Source organism: Streptomyces sp. JH14 (assembly GCF_029428675.1).
GTDB lineage: Bacteria > Actinomycetota > Actinomycetes > Streptomycetales > Streptomycetaceae > Streptomyces.
Window position 1 is genome coordinate 4,916,652 of record NZ_JAJNEL010000001.1, and the last position, 16,426, is coordinate 4,933,077.

General features: G+C 70.6%; 13 protein-coding genes and 1 pseudogene. 4 read left to right on the forward strand and 10 right to left on the reverse strand.

Going from position 1 to position 16,426, the window contains the following annotated elements:
• Positions 1–28 precede the first annotated feature (28 nt).
• Both LRD69_RS22385 and LRD69_RS22390 read right to left on the reverse strand, forming a co-directional pair.
• Complete coding sequence (locus tag LRD69_RS22385) at positions 29–1,063, reverse strand: PadR family transcriptional regulator (protein ID WP_277328326.1); 1,035 nt, start codon at positions 1,061–1,063, stop codon at positions 29–31.
• Position 1,064: 1 nt separating this feature from the next.
• Positions 1,065–1,922, reverse strand: coding sequence for a DUF4097 family beta strand repeat-containing protein (locus LRD69_RS22390; RefSeq protein WP_277328327.1), 858 nt, complete (start codon positions 1,920–1,922; stop codon positions 1,065–1,067).
• Positions 1,923–2,077: 155 nt separating this feature from the next.
• Here LRD69_RS22390 and LRD69_RS22395 point away from each other — a divergent pair, with 155 nt between their 5' ends.
• Positions 2,078–2,932, forward strand: a complete 855-nt coding sequence (locus tag LRD69_RS22395) for a hypothetical protein (protein ID WP_277328328.1) — start codon at positions 2,078–2,080, stop codon at positions 2,930–2,932.
• Between the two features lie 12 nt (positions 2,933–2,944).
• Here the strand turns inward: LRD69_RS22395 and LRD69_RS22400 are convergent, their stop codons facing one another.
• Positions 2,945–3,130, reverse strand: coding sequence for a DUF6104 family protein (locus LRD69_RS22400; protein ID WP_007266501.1), 186 nt, complete (start codon positions 3,128–3,130; stop codon positions 2,945–2,947).
• A 217-nt stretch (positions 3,131–3,347) separates the two neighbouring features.
• Here LRD69_RS22400 and LRD69_RS22405 point away from each other — a divergent pair.
• A pseudogene (locus LRD69_RS22405) lies at positions 3,348–3,655 on the forward strand (ATP-binding protein); the annotation flags it as partial.
• A gap of 99 nt (positions 3,656–3,754) precedes the next feature.
• Here LRD69_RS22405 and LRD69_RS22410 read toward each other — a convergent pair.
• The 5 genes from LRD69_RS22410 to LRD69_RS22430 all read right to left on the reverse strand — a co-directional run bounded on the left by LRD69_RS22410 (position 3,755) and on the right by LRD69_RS22430 (position 11,628).
• Positions 3,755–7,588, reverse strand: coding sequence for a multifunctional oxoglutarate decarboxylase/oxoglutarate dehydrogenase thiamine pyrophosphate-binding subunit/dihydrolipoyllysine-residue succinyltransferase subunit (locus LRD69_RS22410; RefSeq protein ID WP_277328329.1), 3,834 nt, complete (start codon positions 7,586–7,588; stop codon positions 3,755–3,757).
• A 258-nt stretch (positions 7,589–7,846) separates the two neighbouring features.
• Positions 7,847–8,923, reverse strand: coding sequence for a HAMP domain-containing sensor histidine kinase (locus LRD69_RS22415; protein ID WP_277328330.1), 1,077 nt, complete (start codon positions 8,921–8,923; stop codon positions 7,847–7,849).
• Positions 8,920–9,657: a response regulator transcription factor gene (locus LRD69_RS22420; RefSeq protein WP_267001914.1), complete on the reverse strand. Its 738-nt coding sequence runs from the start codon at positions 9,655–9,657 to the stop codon at positions 8,920–8,922. Before LRD69_RS22420 ends, LRD69_RS22415 begins: the two co-directional genes overlap by 4 nt.
• A gap of 236 nt (positions 9,658–9,893) precedes the next feature.
• Positions 9,894–10,586, reverse strand: a complete 693-nt coding sequence (locus tag LRD69_RS22425; RefSeq protein ID WP_277328331.1) for a spermidine synthase — start codon at positions 10,584–10,586, stop codon at positions 9,894–9,896.
• Positions 10,587–10,803: 217 nt separating this feature from the next.
• Positions 10,804–11,628 (reverse strand): nucleotidyltransferase domain-containing protein, encoded by an 825-nt coding sequence (locus tag LRD69_RS22430; protein ID WP_277328332.1) that lies wholly within the window; start codon positions 11,626–11,628, stop codon positions 10,804–10,806.
• Positions 11,629–11,789: 161 nt separating this feature from the next.
• Between LRD69_RS22430 and lon the strand changes: the two genes are divergently transcribed.
• Positions 11,790–14,213, forward strand: a complete 2,424-nt coding sequence (lon, locus tag LRD69_RS22435) for an endopeptidase La (protein WP_277328333.1) — start codon at positions 11,790–11,792, stop codon at positions 14,211–14,213.
• A gap of 24 nt (positions 14,214–14,237) precedes the next feature.
• Entirely contained in the window at positions 14,238–14,432 is a 195-nt protein-coding gene (locus LRD69_RS22440; protein ID WP_277328334.1) for a hypothetical protein, read from the forward strand.
• Positions 14,433–14,501: 69 nt separating this feature from the next.
• On the opposite strand, the gene LRD69_RS22445 is transcribed toward LRD69_RS22440, so the two are convergent.
• Both LRD69_RS22445 and LRD69_RS22450 read right to left on the reverse strand, forming a co-directional pair.
• Positions 14,502–15,266: a polysaccharide deacetylase family protein gene (locus LRD69_RS22445; RefSeq protein WP_277328335.1), complete on the reverse strand. Its 765-nt coding sequence runs from the start codon at positions 15,264–15,266 to the stop codon at positions 14,502–14,504.
• Positions 15,267–15,481: 215 nt separating this feature from the next.
• A complete protein-coding gene (locus tag LRD69_RS22450; RefSeq protein WP_277328336.1) occupies positions 15,482–16,330 on the reverse strand; it encodes a lysozyme in 849 nt (282 codons plus the stop codon).
• Positions 16,331–16,426 lie beyond the last annotated feature (96 nt).

The following is a 16,426-nucleotide window of genomic DNA, read 5'->3' on the forward strand; positions in this document are numbered from 1 at the left end:
TCCGGTACGGCAGGCTCCCCCCGCCGGCTCAGTGCGCGCCGTCGGTGCCCTTGTCGCCGGACGTGGTGCCACGGCCCTCGGCATCGCCCTCCTCCGCAGGGGTGTCCTTGCGCAGCAGTGCGCCGATGTGGGCCGCCGCCGTCGACAGATGGCGGCGGGCCTCCGTCAGCTGGGCCTGCGTGACGCCCCGGTCCCGGGCCGTGTCGCGGATGTCGTCGCGGAAGCGGTCGAGCAGGCGGTCCAGGTCCCGGGCCGGGTCGCCCGTGCCGACCGTGTCCTTGCCCCACTCGGGGTCCGCGTCCGCCGGGTCCGGCTTGACGTACGGGGGCCAGCCGCCCGTCGCCGCGAGCCCGCCGAGGCGGCCGGTGATCTCGGCCAGCCCTTCCCGTACGCCGGTGGGCCAGTCGCCCCGGGCGAAGTGTTCCTGGACCTGCCGGGCCGCGTTCTGCATCTGCTCGCGCGCCCTGTCCTGGGCCTCCTTGGCCTGGCGGCGGGCCTGCTGGGCCTCCTCGCGGGCACGCCGCGACTCGTCCTTGGCCCGGCGGGCCTGTTCCTTCCACTCCTGCTTGGCCTTGCGCAGTTCCTCCTTGGCGGTGCGCCACGCCTCGTTGTCGCCGAAGTCGCCGAAGGGGGACCCCCGGTCGCCCTTCGCACCGGCACCGCCGGCGGCGGTGTGCCGCGTCTCGCCGGCCGCCGCCCGCATCTCGCTGCGCAGCTTGCCTGCGGCGCCGCGCACGTCGTCGCGCATCTCGGCGGCCAGTTCGGAGACCGATTCGCGGATCTCCAGTTCCAGATCGGCGAGTTCGCCGGTGCGGCCGGCCAGTTCGGTGCGGCCGGCGTCGGTGATCGAGTAGACCTTGCGGCCGCCCTCGGTGGTATGCGTGACCAGGCCTTCGGCCTCCAGCTTGGCCAGGCGGGGATAGACGGTGCCCGCCGAGGGTGCGTACAGCCCCTGGAAGCGTTCCTCCAGGAGCCGGATCACCTCGTAGCCATGACGAGGGGCCTCGTCCAGCAGCTTGAGCAGATAGAGGCGCAGGCGCCCATGGGCGAATACGGGAGGCATGTCAGAGCACCTTTCCGGTCGGCTCGGCGTCGGATCCGTCGTCCTCGGCGGGTGGGCGGCGGAGCAGGGCGATCGCGCCCGAGACGGTGGTGGCCTTCAGTGTCCCCGTGCCGGCACCGAGGGTGCCGGTGATCTTCTTCGCCCCCCACTGGCCGGTGACCCGAAGATCCTCGAAGCCGTTGGAGACGGGGCCGCTCGCCGTGCTCGCCTCGACCGTCGCGTCCGCCGGGTGCGGCAGCCGGATGGCCACCTCGCCGGAGACCGTGGTCAGCCGGATGTCCGTCGGCTCACCGGTCGGGTCCAGGTCCAGCACCATGTTGCCGCTGACCGAATCGGCCCGTACGGAGGTCCCGGCCCCCTCGACGACCGTCAGATCGCCGGAGACCGACTTGAAGCGGAGGCTGCCGGTGACGGCCTGGGCCTCCACGTTGCCGGAGACCGTGTCCGCGCGGACCGTACCGGCGAGGCCGACCAGCGCGGTGTCCCCACTGACGCCGCGCACATCCGTGCGCCCCCGGATGCCGGAGACGAACGCTCCGGCGCCGAGCACGCCGACCTCCACCGCCGATCCGGCCGGCACGGCGAGCGAGACGACCGCGCTGCGGTGCCAGCCCTTGCGGTCGAAGAGCTTCAGAAAACCGTGCCAGGGCAGGTCGTCGTAGCCGATCGAGAGGCTGCCGTCCTGCTGGGTCACGATCAGCGGCGGCCCCTCGATCCCGGAGATCTCCAGCCGGGTGGTCGGCTCGTCGGTGCCCACGACATTGACCGTGCCATTGGCGATGCGCACATTGAGCGACGTCACCGGGGCGTCGAAGGTCAGTTTCCGAGGCTCGGCGATGGCCCACGTCGACACAGGCATGGATCTGACCTCCCGGAGGAACGCAGTGCGACGCAACATATCGCGTCTCTTACAGAACACGATATATCGCGGATTCGGGAAGTCAAGGGAGAGCGAGGTGCCATGGATGGATCAAATAGCGCTCAATATGGGCAAATTGCCCTACGGTGTGGGACATGAACGCGACATCATCCGTGGGCGCGCTGCTGCTGTGCCGGGCCGAGCCCGACTCCGTACGGCCGGTGGCCCGTCTGCTGCGCGAGCGGATGCTGCTCGCCCCCGCCGGTGACGGGTGGAGCGTCCTCGTGCCGGAGGGCACGCCCTGGCGGGAGAACGGCGACGGGGGTGGCCAGGAGGCGGGGGAGCAGCCGGTCGACAGCGTGCTGGGCGGCTGGGCCACAGCACTCGCGGTCGGAGCCCCCTGGCCGGTCGTCGCGCTGTGGTGGGACGGCGACCGGGCCGGCTGCACTCTCGCGTCCGGCTTCCGCCGGCCCGTCGGCTACGTCTGGCTGGCGGACGGCACCCCCGCCGGGGAGGACGAGGCGATGTGGACGTTCGCCGCACGGCTCGGTCTCGATCCCGTCCTGGACGTCCAGGGGCTTGAGGTGCTGACCCGCCCCGACCCCGATGCGGACGCCCGCACCCGGCTGCGTGGACTGCTCGCCGTCCTCACCCGTCTCGGGCTGGAGCTCCCACCGGGTCTCGAACCCGGCGAACCCGCCGGCCGGCTGCACGCTGCGGCCGGCCGTGGGGCCGGGACGGAACGGATCGCGTGGGCGGGCTGGCGCGACGCCGTGAGGCTGGAACTCGACGCCGTCGAGGGCGGCGGCCTCGGCCCGTGGGTACGCGGCCCCAGGGCCCGCGCACTCGCCGTCGCCCAGCTGGCCGCAGGCCTCCCGCTCGTCGCCTGGGGCATGGGCCGGCGCAGCGGAGGGTGGGCCTTCGCGGGGGTGCTGCTGATCGTGCACGGCGCGGCCGGCCTCGCGTACGACCGGATCCGGGGCGACGCCGGAACGCGGGACAGCCCTTAGGAGGGCCTGCGCCTACTCGTCGTCCTCGTCCTCGTCGTCGAGCCGGGCCAGCCAGGTGGCGAGGCGCTCGACGGGCACCTCGAAGTCGGGGTTGAGATCGACGAACGTACGCAGCTGCTCGGCGAGCCACTCGAAGGTGACCTCCTCCTCGCCGCGTCGCTTCTCCAGCTCCTCGATGCCACGGTCGGTGAAGTACATGGCGGCCAGTTTAATGCCTGGTGGGCGCCCCGAGGGGGGCGGGAGGGAGGACGGGCGGGGCCGTCCGCGGGGCGCCGGGAGGCGGCCGAGAACCGCAGCATCCGGTCCCGGCGTCATGGGCCATGTGTCTCGCATCGGCTGCGTACTGCCGTCAGTCCTCCGTGAGTTGGGGGAACGGGGGGTGTCATGAGCGACAGTGAGGCCCGTATCGCGTGACCCGTGGACGCTGGGATGTGCGGTCAACACCTCGGCGCTGCGCAACATGGTCGGCGACCCGGAATCCGCCGCCGCGCTGACCGACGCCTGTGCCGCGCGGGCCACCGGGACGCTCGGCCGGACCCATCCGCTGACGCTCTCCGCCCGGATCGCGCACGCGGCGGATCTGCGGGGCATCCGGGACAGCCAACGGGCCGACAAGGCCGAGACCGAGGCGCTGGACGACCTCGTCGCCACGCTGGGCGCCAGCACGTGCGCACGGTCTCGGAGCGTTCGCGGACCCGTCCGTTCCGGGACTTCGAGCCGCAGATCATCCGAGGCCGGCGCGGGCCGCACCCCGCACACGCCGGAGGGCCCGGCCCCGCGATCACTCGCGGGGCCGGGCCCTCCGGTTCGTACAGCCGCTGATCAGGCCTCGAAGACCTCGGCGACCAGCTGAGCCTGCTCCGCCTGGTGCCGCTTGGCCGAGCCGACCGCCGGGGACGAGCCGTGCGGCCGCGAGATGCGGCGCAGGCGCTCACCGTGCGGGACGTCGGCGCCGACGGCCAGGTCCAGGTGGTCGATCAGGTTCAGGGCGATGAACGGCCAGGCACCCTGGTTGGCCGGCTCCTCCTGGGCCCACAGGTACTTCTCGGCGTTCGGGTACTTGGCGATCTCGGCCTGGAGCTCGGCACCCGGCAGCGGGTACAGGCGCTCCAGACGGATGATCGCGGTGTCCGTGACGCCGCGCTTCTCGCGCTCGGCCTCGAGGTCGTAGTAGACCTTGCCGGCGCAGAAGACGACCTTGCGGACCGCGTTCGGGTCGACGGACTCGTCGCCGATGACCGGGCGGAAGCCGCCGGTGGTGAACTCCTCCACCTTCGACGCCGCCGCCTTGAGGCGGAGCATCGACTTCGGGGTGAAGACGACCAGCGGCTTGTGGTGCGGGTTGTGCACCTGCCACCGCAGGAGGTGGAAGTAGTTCGACGGGAGCGTCGGCATGGCGACCGTCATGTTGTCCTGCGCGCACATCTGGAGGAAGCGCTCCGGGCGGGCGGACGAGTGGTCCGGGCCCTGGCCCTCGTAGCCGTGCGGCAGGAGCAGCGTGACGCCGGAGGTCTGGCCCCACTTCTGCTCGGCCGAGGAGATGAACTCGTCGACGACGGTCTGAGCGCCGTTGACGAAGTCACCGAACTGGGCCTCCCAGATGACCAGCGACTCCGGGCGGGCCAGCGAGTAGCCGTACTCGAAGCCCATCGCCGCGTACTCGCTGAGCAGCGAGTCGTAGACGTTGTAACGGGCCTGCTCGTCGGAGAGGTAGAGCAGCGGGGTGTAGTCCTCGCCGGTCACCTGGTCCACGAGGACCGCGTGACGCTGACCGAAGGTGCCGCGGCGGGTGTCCTGGCCGGCGAGCCGGACCGGGGTGCCCTCCATCAGCAGCGAACCGATGGCCAGGGTCTCGCCCATGCCCCAGTCGATCGTGCCGTTCTCCACCGAGGCGGCGCGGCGCTGCATCTGCGGCATCAGGCGCGGGTGGACCGTGATCCGCTCGGGGATGTTGACCTGGGACTCGGCGATGCGCTTCACGACCTCCGCGGAGACCGCGGTGGTGACGGCCACCGGGAACTCGGGCTGCGCTTCCGGGACATGCGTCTGAGTCGGGAGCGAAGTGGCCTCGCGGACCTCCGCGAAGACCTTCTCCAGCTGGCCCTGGAAGTCCTGGAGCGCCTGCTCGGCCTCTTCCAGCGTGATGTCGCCGCGACCGATGAGGGACTCGGTGTACAGCTTGCGCACCGAGCGCTTCTTGTCGATCAGGGTGTACATCTGCGGGTTGGTGAACTCCGGGTTGTCGCCCTCGTTGTGACCGCGGCGGCGGTAGCAGATGAGGTCGATCACGACGTCCTTGTTGAACGCCTGGCGGAACTCGAACGCGAGACGGGCCACCCGGACGACGGCCTCGGGGTCGTCGCCGTTGACGTGGATGATCGGCGCCTCGATCATGCGCGCCACGTCCGTGGCGTACATCGAGGAGCGCGAGGACTCCGGGGCGGCGGTGAAGCCGACCTGGTTGTTGATCACCACGTGCACGGTGCCGCCGGTGCGGTAGCCGCGCAGCTGCGACATGTTGAGCGTCTCGGCGACGACGCCCTGGCCCGCGAAGGCCGCGTCGCCGTGGAGCGCGACGGGCAGGACCGTGAAGTCCGTGCCGCCCTTGTTGATGATGTCCTGCTTGGCGCGGGCGATGCCCTCCAGGACCGGGTCGACCGCCTCCAGGTGCGAGGGGTTGGCGGCCAGCGAGACCTTGATCTGCTCGCCGTCCAGACCGGTGAAGGTGCCCTCGGCGCCCAGGTGGTACTTGACGTCGCCGGAGCCGTGCATCGACCGCGGGTCGAGGTTGCCCTCGAACTCCCGGAAGATCTGCGCGTAGGACTTGCCGACGATGTTCGCCAGGACGTTCAGCCGGCCGCGGTGGGCCATGCCGATGACGACCTCGTCGAGGCGGGCCTCGGCGGCGGAGTCGATGACCGCGTCGAGCAGCGGGATGACGGACTCGCCGCCCTCCAGCGAGAACCGCTTCTGGCCGACGTACTTGGTCTGCAGGAACGTCTCGAACGCCTCGGCGGCGTTGAGGCGGCGCAGGATCCGCAGCTGCTCCTCGCGCTCAGGCTTCGGGCGCGGACGCTCCACCCGGTCCTGGAGCCACTTGCGCTGCTTCGGGTCCTGGATGTGCATGAACTCGATGCCGGTGGTGCGGCAGTACGACTCACGCAGCACACCGAGGATGTCGCGGAGCTTCATCATCGTCTTGCCGGCGAAACCGCCGACCGCGAAGTCCCGCTCCAGGTCCCACAGGGTGAGGCCGTGCTCGGTGATGTCCAGGTCGGGGTGCTTGCGCTGGCGGTACTCCAGCGGGTCGGTGTCGGCCATGACGTGGCCGCGGACCCGGTAGGAGTGGATCAGCTCGAAGACCCGGGCGGCCTTGGTGACGTCGTCGTCGTGCGAGGCGTCGATGTCCTTGAGCCAGCGGACCGGCTCGTAGGGGATGCGCAGCGCCTTGAAGATCTCGTCGTAGAACTCGTTCTCGCCGAGCAGGAGCTGGGCCAGGATCCGCAGGAACTCGCCGGAGGCGGCGCCCTGGATGACCCGGTGGTCGTACGTCGAGGTCAGCGTCATGACCTTGGAGATGCCCAGCTTGTTCAGGGTGTCCTGGGAGGTGCCCTGGAACTCCGCCGGGTAGTCCATCGCGCCGACACCCATGATGAGGCCCTGGCCGGGCATCAGGCGGGGCACCGAGTGGACGGTGCCGATGCCGCCGGGGTTGGTCAGCGAGGCGGTGACTCCGGTGAAGTCGTCCATGCCGAGCTTGCCGATGCGGGCGCGGCGGACGATGTCCTCGTACGCCTGCCAGAACTCGAAGAAGTTGAGCGTCTCGGCCTTCTTGATGGCCGCGACGACCAGCTGGCGCTCGCCGTTCGGCTTCACCAGGTCGATGGCCAGGCCGAGGTTGACGTGCTCCGGCTTGACCAGCGTCGGCTTGCCGTCCTTCTCCGCGAAGGAGTAGTTCATCGACGGCATGGCCTTGAGGGCCTGCACCATCGCGTACCCGATGAGGTGCGTGAAGGAGATCTTCCCGCCGCGGGCGCGCTTGAGGTGGTTGTTGATGACGATGCGGTTGTCGAAGAGCAGCTTCACCGGAACGGCGCGGACGGACGTGGCCGTCGGCAGCTCCAGCGAGGCGTTCATGTTCTTCGCAACGGCGGCGGACGGGCCGCGCAGCGTCACGTACTCGGGGCCTGCGGCCGCCGCGGTGGCCGGGGCCGCCTTGGCGGGGGCCTTCGCGGCCGGAGCGGCGGGAGCAGCCGGCGCGGCCGGTGCGGCCTTCGCCGGTGCGGCAGGCGCGGCAGGTGCAGCAGGCGCGGCCTTCGCCGGTGCGACAGGTGCAGCGACCGGGGCCGGTGCCGCGGGCTGTGCCGGTGCGGCGTGGTCGACCTGGACCGGTGCGGTGGCAGCCGGGGCCGCGGTCACCGCAGCCCCCGCGGCTGCGGCACCGGGAACGGGCTTGTCCGCCGTGCCGGACGTACCCGGCTTGTAGTCGGCGAAGAAGTCCCACCAGGCGCGATCGACCGAATTGGGATCCTGGAGGTACTGCTGGTAGATCTCGTCGACGAGCCACTCATTGGGGCCGAAAGCGGCAGCCGGGTTCGAGCCCGGGCTGGCTTGGTCGGTCGAGATGCTCGAGTTACTGGGGGACTGAGACGACACGGCGGCAACCGCCCTCTTCCGCTTCACAAGGTGATGGACAGCGGAAATCAAGGCTACGCCTCCTTGACCGTTCCATGCAGACCGGGCCGGTCTTCGTCGTGCAAGTCACATCAAAGAGCGGGTTTCGGCGCACGAAATGGCGGGAAACAAGCCTGGTTCCGCTTCCTCCGGGTACGCGGGATCGTGGTTACGGCCCCATGGACCGTATCCCCGCGTGGGACGAGACGTAGAACGTGCCCTTCCGCTTCGAACCCTATGTCAACTGCGTGACTGAGGGATCCCCGGAAGGGTGACTTGGATGCGGCAACCGCGAGCTGATTCGGCCACTCCGATGCGACCGCCGTGCAGATCCACGGCCCACCGGGCGATGGCCAGCCCCAGGCCCGTGCCGCCGTCGCTGCCCGGACCGTGCGGGGACGGCACGACGCCACGGTTGAAACGCTCGAAGACGCGGCGCCGCTCGGACTCCGGAATGCCGGGGCCCTCGTCCAGGACCTCCAGATCCAGCGACTCCGGCAGCGCCCCGCGCCGCGCGCGCACCGTGACCCGGCCGTGCGGCGGACTGTGCTTGACGGCGTTGTCGATCAGATTGGCCACCACCTGGTGCAGCCGCTCCGCGTCCGCGTGCGCGGTCAGCTCGGGCGGCGACACATCCAGGTGCAGATGTACGTCCGTACGGGTGTGGTTCCCGGAACCGGAGGACAGCCGGCGGTACGAGGCGGCGAGGTTCGCTTCCTTCAGCACGCCCGAGAGATACGGCCACACCTCGAAGCGGCGGGCCTTCAGGGTGACCACCCCGTTGTCCAGCCGGGACAGGTCCAGCAGCGTCTCCACCAGCCTGCCGAGGCGCTCCGTCTGTTTCAGTGCCGTGCGCATGGTCTCGGGATCGGCGGCGGAGACGCCGTCCACGACGTTCTCCAGGACGGCTCTCAGTGCCGCGATGGGAGTGCGCAGCTCGTGCGAGACATTGGCCACCAGCTCCTTGCGGTGCAGGTCCACGGCTTCCAGGTCGTCCGCCATGAGGTTGATCGTCTGCGCCAGGTCGCCGAGCTCGTCGCGCCGGCCGGCGCCCCGCACCCGCCGGGTGTAGTCGCCCTGCGAGATCGACCGGGCCACCCGCGTCATCTCGTCCAGCGGCGCCGTCAGACCGTGCGCCACGAACTGGGTGATCAGCAGCGTCGCGATCACCGAGAACACCGTGATGAACCGCAGCTCGGTCCTGGTACGCACCGCCACCATCAGCAGCCCGGTCGTGATGAACACCGAGACCACGACGAGCGTGCCCAGTTTGGCCTTGATCGAGAAAGGGCGCAGTCCGGAACCGGGCCGGGTCATGGCGCCGGGGTCTCCAGGGCGTAACCGACACCGTGCACGGTACGGATCCGCTCCGCGCCGATCTTCCGGCGCAGCGCCTTGATGTGGCTGTCGACGGTACGGGTGCCGGAGGCGTCCGCCCAGTCCCAGACCTCGGCGAGCAGCTGCTCGCGGGAGAGCACGGCGCGCGGCGTGTTGGCCAGGCAGACCAGCAGGTCGAACTCGGTCGGCGTCAGGTGGACGTCCTCGGCGCGTACCCGGACCCGGCGCTGCGCGTGATCGATCTCCAGCTCGCCGAGGCGCAGGATGCCGCTGCGCGGCGTCACCGCGGCCAGTGCCGCGCGCTCCACCCGGCGCAGCAGGACATGCACCCGGGCCGCGAGTTCCCGCATGGAGAACGGCTTGGTCATGTAGTCGTCGGCGCCGACACCGAGGCCGACCAGCATGTCGGTCTCGTCGTCCCGGGCGGTCAGCATCAGCACCGGCACCGGCCGTGTGGCCTGCACCCGGCGGCAGACCTCCAGGCCGTCGAAGCCCGGAAGCATGATGTCGAGCACCATCAGATCCGGCTGCCAGGCCTCGGCCGCGTCGACGGCCGCCGGGCCGTCGAGCGCCGTCTGCACCAGGAAGCCTTCCGCCCGCAGGCGGGCGGAAATGGCGTCGACAATTGTCGCGTCGTCCTCGACCACCAGGACCCGGCGCTGCGCGCCCGGGGTGGCCGCGACACCGTTGTGGGTGGTGTGTGTCTGTTCCATCGCCCCGCCCCTGCCCGTTCTCGCGGAGGTCATTCCCCCGGACGCACGGTCTTCGCTTGTGAATTTCGTGGGTGATCCTGTTTGCCGCTCAGCAGCGTAAAGGCAGTGGGCTGCTCCCGGCTACGCAGGGTGTAACGGCAGGGGAACGGGTTGGACGCGAGCAGGCGGCGGAGTGTCTGCCTTGTGGCGCTTGGCCCCTGGGCGTCCGGGGGCCCCGCATACCCGGTGGGGGAACCTCAGCCGGCCCGAAGTGCGAGATGAACCACGTCGGGCACACCTCGGGCGACATGTACCTCTTCTGTTCTTACGCCATCAAATCCGGCATTTCGCAAGGCCTGTTCAAAGGCGGCGGACGGCTGCGCGGACCATACGGCCAGTACCCCGCCCGGATTGAGCCGTTCCCGGCAGTCCGCGAGGCCCGCGGCGGAGTACAGGCTTCCGTTCTCCTCGGTGACCGTCCAGTCCGGGCCGTTGTCGATGTCCAGACACAGTGCGTCGTAACGGTCCGTAGTCGTGTGCAGATACGCGACGAGATCCGTCGCCAGGATCGCCGTGCGTGGATCGGCGAGCGCCGTACCGGAGATCCGGGCCAGCGGACCGTCCAGGTGCCAGTCGATGATCGCCTGTTCCCGCTCGACGACCGCGATCCGCCCCCAGCGCGGCTCGGCGGCGGCATGCGCCAGCGAGAAGCCGACCCCGAGTCCCCCGATGAGCACCGAGGGGCGCGTCGGCCCGGCGGGCAGCGCCGCGAGCGCGGCGTCGATCAGCAGTCGCTCGGAGCGCCCGTCCGCGGTGTCCATCAGGAAGCAGCCATTGGCGATGATCTCGAAGTCGTCCCCCCGCTCCCGCAGGACGACCTCCCCGTACGCTCCTTCGCGGCGGTCGAGCGTGACCGGGCTGTGAGCGGTGTGGCGGTAGGCGGTGGGCATGTCCTCGGTCTCCGGTAGGTGGCGGACGGGTTTCCACCATCCTTGCCGGATGGTGCGGCCGGGGCCAGGAGGGCGGCTCCGGGCGGGGCGTGAGGAGTCGAGGGACATGGTCACGTGATTCCGGCCGCGCGCCGCGCTTCCGGTCGATGCGCCCCATGGCTCGACGCCGCTCCCCGGCCGCCGCTGCCGGAGCCTCGGGAGGGCGTGTCCGGTTGGGTCAGTAGGGGCGGGGGGCCTTCTCGCCGTGCACCGCGACGTACTCGGCTGCCAGCCACGGCGCCAGATCGTCGATGAGCAGGGTGAGGACCGCCGGGTCCGCCGACGGGGTGCGTGCGGTGGCCGCGGCGATGCGCATCTGGTCGAGCCGCTCCGGGTAGTAGCGGCCGAAGATCTCCGCCGACTCACCGAGGTCGCTGGTCCAGCCGTCCCAGCGCGGCATGACCAGCGTGAAACCGGACCGCACGACACGGCGGGCGGCGCCGCGGCTGAGGCTCCTGCGTTCCGCGTCGGTGGTGGCCCCGGCGGCCCGGCTGCGCCAGCGGGGGAGCGACAGGTGCAGATCGCCGTTGGTCTCACGGGCGAGCAGGGGAGTGGGGCGGTAGCGGGGCAGTTGCGTGGCGAGGTCGTCGCCCAGAAGAGGGGTGCAGAGGCAGGCGACGAAGAAGCCCATGTCGTTGCGTTCGAGTCGGCTGAGGAGGGTGCCGGCGCCGAAGAGCAGGATGCCGGCGCCGTCGATCGGGTCGCACGAGGCGTCGAGTGCGGCCTCGACGGAGCGGGCGGCGGCCCGGTCGCCCTCGGTCGGTTCGTCGCGCAGGGCCAGCAGCAGGTCCAGGTCCGAGACGCCGGGAATGGCGGTGCCCCGCGGAATGCTGCCGTAGAGGTAGGCGCTGTGCAGCCGCGCGGCGCCGAAGGCATCGGCGATCCGGGAGCGGGCCGCCTCGACCACGGGGGCGAACGCTGCCGTCACGTGGCTCAGCGAGCCCTCGCGTCTGATCGTCCCGTCCTCGGCGAGGCCTCTGTCGCGCGGCTCTGTGTCACCCATACGAGCACTCTCCCCCCGGAGTGCGGTCGGCCGCGAGCGGTTTTCGCAGGTGACGGATGCGGCGGAAGAAGATCGCTCAGAGCGAACGCGGCCCCGGGAACATACAGGCAGTCAGCAGCATTGAGTCTGCATAGCTCAACTTGAATGCCGAAGGGGAGATCATGGCTACTGAGTCCAACGCGGTCACTCCGCTGACCTTGCCCGTGCTGCCGCTCGACGACGAGGTCGTGCTGCCTGGAATGGTGGTTCCGCTCGACCTGTCAGACACCGATGTGCGGGCAGCCGTCGAGGCCGCTCAGGCAGCCGTCCGGCCGGGTGGAGGCAAGCCCGAGGTGCTGCTCGTGCCGCGGATCGACGGGACGTACACCGGGACCGGTGTGCTCGGCACCGTCGAGCAGGTCGGCCGGCTCTCGGACGGCGACCCGGGTGCACTGATCCGTGGCCGTGCCCGGGTGAGGATCGGGGCCGGGACCACCGGACCCGGGGCCGCCCTCTGGGTGGAGGGGACCCGGGTGGACGTGTCCGTCCCCGAGCCGCTTCCCGGTGCCGCCGCCGAGCTGGTCAAGGAGTACAAGGCCCTCGCCACCAGCTGGCTGAAGAAGCGCGGCGCCTGGCAGGTCGTGGACCGGGTCCAGCAGATCGACGACGTCTCCGCGCTCGCCGACAACTCCGGATACTCCCCCTTCCTCACCACCGCTCAGAAGGTGCAGCTCCTGGAGACCGCGGACGCGGTCGCCCGGCTGAAGCTCGCCATCCTGTGGCTGGGCGAACACCTCGCCGAGCAGGACGTCGCCGAGTCCATCGCCAAGGACGTCCAGGAGGGCGTCGACAAGCAGCAGCGCGAATTCCTGCTGCGGCGGCAGCTCGAAGCCGTGCGCAAGGAGCTGTCCGAGCTCAACGGTGACCCCGAGGACGAGTCCGACGACTACCGGGCGCGCGTCGAGGCCGCCGACCTTCCCGAGCACGTCCGCGAGGCCGCGCTCAAGGAGGTCGACAAGCTGGAGCGCTCCTCCGACCAGAGTCCGGAGGGCTCCTGGATCCGGACCTGGCTGGACACCGTCCTCGAACTGCCGTGGAACGAACGCACCGAGGACGCGTACGACATCCGGGCCGCCAAGGAGATCCTCGACGCCGAGCACGCGGGCCTGGAGGATGTGAAGGAGCGGATCACTGAGTACCTCGCCGTACGCAAACGCCGTGCCGACCGGGGCCTCGGGGTCGTCGGCGGACGCCGTGGCGGTGCGGTGCTGGCCCTCGTCGGTCCCCCCGGCGTCGGCAAGACGTCCCTCGGCGAGAGCGTCGCGCACGCCATGGGGCGCACGTTCGTCCGCGTCGCGCTCGGCGGTGTGCGGGACGAGGCGGAGATCCGCGGCCACCGGCGTACGTACGTCGGCGCCCTCCCCGGACGCATCGTCCGCGCGATCAAGGAGGCCGGTTCCATGAACCCGGTCGTCCTGCTCGACGAGATCGACAAGGTCGGCTCCGACTTCCGCGGCGACCCGGCCGCGGCGCTGCTCGAAGTCCTCGACCCGGCGCAGAACCACACCTTCCGCGACCACTATCTGGAGGTCGAGCTCGACCTCAGCGACGTCGTCTTCCTGGCCACCGCCAACGTCCTGGAGGCCATCCCGGAGGCCCTGCTCGACCGCATGGAGCTGGTCAGGCTCGACGGCTACACCGAGGACGAGAAGGTCGTCATCGCCCGCGACCACCTGCTCCCGCGCCAGCTGGAACGGGCCGGTCTGGAGAAGGGCGAGGTCACCCTCGACGAGTCGGCGCTGCGCAAGCTGGCCGGCGAGTACACCCGCGAGGCGGGCGTGCGCAACCTCGAACGGGCCGTCGCCCGGCTGCTCCGCAAGGTCGCGGCCCAGCACGAACTGGGCGACCGGGAGCTGCCGTTCACCATCACCGACGAGGACCTGCGGGGTCTTGTCGGGCGGCCGCACCACGTTCCCGAGTCCGCCCAGGACCCGGCCGAGCGCCGCACCGCGGTGCCGGGCGTGGCGACCGGACTCGCGGTGACCGGTGCCGGTGGCGATGTGCTCTTCGTGGAGGCGTCGCTGGCCGATCCGGAGACCGGTGCCTCCGGACTGACCCTCACCGGTCAGCTCGGCGACGTCATGAAGGAGTCCGCGCAGATCGCGCTGAGCTTCCTGCGGTCGCACGGCGCCGAACTGGAACTGCCCGTCGCCGACCTCAAGGACCGCGGAGTGCACATCCACTTCCCGGCGGGCGCGGTCCCGAAGGACGGCCCCAGCGCCGGCATCACGATGACGACGGCACTGGCCTCGCTGCTCTCCGGGCGGCTGGTCCGTACGGATGTGGCGATGACCGGTGAGGTGTCGCTGACCGGGCGGGTACTGCCGATCGGCGGGCTGAAGCAGAAGCTGCTGGCCGCCCATCGGGCGGGGATCACGACCGTGGTGATCCCGAAGCGGAACGAGGCGGATCTGGACGATGTCCCGGCCGAGGTCCTCGACAGGCTGGAGGTCCACCCGGTGACGGATGTCCGTCAGGTGCTGGAGATCGCCCTCGCCCCGGCTTCGTCCAGGGCGCCGGAGGAGAGGATCCCGGCCGCGGCGTGAGCGCCATGGCGTGACGGGCGTGGCATGACGTGCGCGGCCGGTCGGACGGCCCGCACCCCCGAGAGGGCGGTGCGGGCCGTTCCGCATGTCCGGGGCGCGAACGGCGGTGGGCAGTCGTACGCAGCGGCGGACACCGGCAGGCGGGTGGTGTGGATCGACGGCGCCACCAGCTGGACGGACCCGGTGACCGGCGAACGCCCCGCGGGCTTCTGCGGGTAGCGGCAGCTGAGCGGCAGGGCCCCGGCGCACCGCTGCCGGGGCCCTGCCGTGTGTGCTGACCGGTCGTGCTCAGGGGCGGTAGACGGCCCCCGGCACCGGCTCGGCGGGTGCCATCAGCTGCGGGACGGTCACAAAGGTGTAGCCGCGCTTCCTCAGCTCGTCGATGATGCCCGGCACCGCGGGCACGGTCCCCTTGTAGATGTCGTGCAGCAGGATGATGCCGTCCTTGCTCGCCTGGTCGAGTATCCGCTTCTTGATCAGTGCGGAGTCGGTCGTCGAGTAGTCCTTGGCGGTGGCGCTCCACAGGATCTGTGAGAGCCCCAGCTCCTTGCTGATGCCGGAGACCGTGTCGTCGGTCCGGCCCTGCGGCGGGCGCATCAGCCGCGGCTTCCTACCGGTGATCTCCGCGATCGCGTCCTGCGTCTTCTCCAGCTCGGCGCGTATCTCGGCGGGCTTCCTGTCCGTCAGGATCTCGTGCGACCAGGTGTGGTTGGCCACCTCGTGGCCCTCCGCCTGGAGGCGGCGCACGGTGTCGGGGTGCTTGAGCACGTGGTTCCTGCCCAGCAGGAAGAAGGTGGCGTGCACCCTCTTCTCCTTGAGGATGTCGAGGAGATGTGGGGTGTCGTCGCCCGGACCCGCGTCGAAGGTCAGCGCTATGCACTTCGCCTCGCGGCAGTCCACCGGGCCGAACGAGCCCTTGGCATCGGATGCCGCGGACGCCCGTTGCGAGGCCGGGGCGACGGTCTGCGTCGAGCAGCCGCTGAGCGTCAGTGTGAGTGCCGTCACAAGAGTGGCGGCCAACCCCGTACCGATCGACTTCGTCTTCCTGCGCAAGGCGGGTCACTCCCTCATGGCTGAACGGCACACGCGACGTGCGACGAGCAGGACTATACACACGATGTATACGTCGAGTGCATAGTGGGGCCCGGGAACCCGCTTGCGGCGTGAAATGCCTGGTCCGTGCCGGGGTCTGTCGGGGGTGCCGGTGCGGTGGACACGACGGAGCCCCGGTGACGGGGTGCGTCACCGGGGCTCCGTGAGGCGGGGGCTCAGCCGTTGGCGAGAGCCTGTACGCGGTCGAGGGCGCCGTTGAAGTGGTTGTGGTCACCGACGGTCGGGCCGGACGACGTGTACTGCCAGATCGTGTAGTAGGTCCAGCCGGCCGGGAGCGTGCCGACGGTGGTGTTGTAGCGGGCCACCCAGAGCGGGTTGGTGGCGGCGAAGCCCGCGTTGTTGCCGGTGCAGGTCTGCCACCAGCTGGTCGCGGTGTAGATCACCGCGTCGCGGCCGGTGCGCGACTTGTACGTGTTCACGAAGTCGCGGATCCAGGAGACCATGCTCGCCGCGGTCTTGCCGTAGCACTGGTCGCCGTACGGGTTCCACTCGATGTCGAGGACGCCGGGCAGCGTCTTGCCGTCCTTCGACCAGCCGCCGCCGTGGTCCACGAAGTAGTTGGCCTGGGTGGCGCCGCTCGTGGTGTCCGGGGTGGCGAAGTGGTATGCGCCCCGGATCATGCCGATGTTGTACGAGCCGTTGTACTGCTGGGCGAAGTAGGGGTTGGTGTAGTACGTGCCTTCGGTGGCCTTGGCATAGGCCCACTTCACGCCGCTGTTCCAGAGGGTCGCCCAGTTGACGTTGCCCTGGTAGCTGGCGACGTCCACGCCTTCGGTCTGCACGGCCCTCGTGTCGCGCGGCAGTCCGCCCTGGCCGTCATGGGCGACGACGCCCATGCCCATCCTGGCTGTCCCGCGTGCGGGGAGGGTGACGCCGGCGGGGGAGTTGGCGGCGGTGGCCGCGCCGGGCAGGGTGAGCAGAAGCGAGAGGGCTGCGAGGAGAGTGCCCATCGCCGCGAAGCGTGAGCGTCGGGTCGTTCCGGATCCGGATCTGTGCACGGGCATTGCGTGCCTCCGAGGCCTCGGTGGGGGGATCTGTCGACCGGGGGGTGCGGCTCGGCGCGCCCCATGACATGTCATGGTGTGGACATGTCATTCATG

Coding starts and splice junctions, on each gene's coding strand:
- LRD69_RS22385 (WP_277328326.1), bottom strand. CDS start 1,063: ATGCCTCCCGTATTCGCCCATGGGCGCCTGCGCCTCTATCTGCTCAAG.
- LRD69_RS22390 (WP_277328327.1), bottom strand. CDS start 1,922: ATGCCTGTGTCGACGTGGGCCATCGCCGAGCCTCGGAAACTGACCTTC.
- LRD69_RS22395 (WP_277328328.1), top strand. CDS start 2,078: ATGAACGCGACATCATCCGTGGGCGCGCTGCTGCTGTGCCGGGCCGAG.
- LRD69_RS22400 (WP_007266501.1), bottom strand. CDS start 3,130: ATGTACTTCACCGACCGTGGCATCGAGGAGCTGGAGAAGCGACGCGGC.
- LRD69_RS22415 (WP_277328330.1), bottom strand. CDS start 8,923: ATGACCCGGCCCGGTTCCGGACTGCGCCCTTTCTCGATCAAGGCCAAA.
- LRD69_RS22420 (WP_267001914.1), bottom strand. CDS start 9,657: ATGGAACAGACACACACCACCCACAACGGTGTCGCGGCCACCCCGGGC.
- LRD69_RS22425 (WP_277328331.1), bottom strand. CDS start 10,586: ATGCCCACCGCCTACCGCCACACCGCTCACAGCCCGGTCACGCTCGAC.
- LRD69_RS22430 (WP_277328332.1), bottom strand. CDS start 11,628: ATGGGTGACACAGAGCCGCGCGACAGAGGCCTCGCCGAGGACGGGACG.
- lon (WP_277328333.1), top strand. CDS start 11,790: ATGGCTACTGAGTCCAACGCGGTCACTCCGCTGACCTTGCCCGTGCTG.
- LRD69_RS22440 (WP_277328334.1), top strand. CDS start 14,238: ATGACGTGCGCGGCCGGTCGGACGGCCCGCACCCCCGAGAGGGCGGTG.
- LRD69_RS22450 (WP_277328336.1), bottom strand. CDS start 16,330: ATGCCCGTGCACAGATCCGGATCCGGAACGACCCGACGCTCACGCTTC.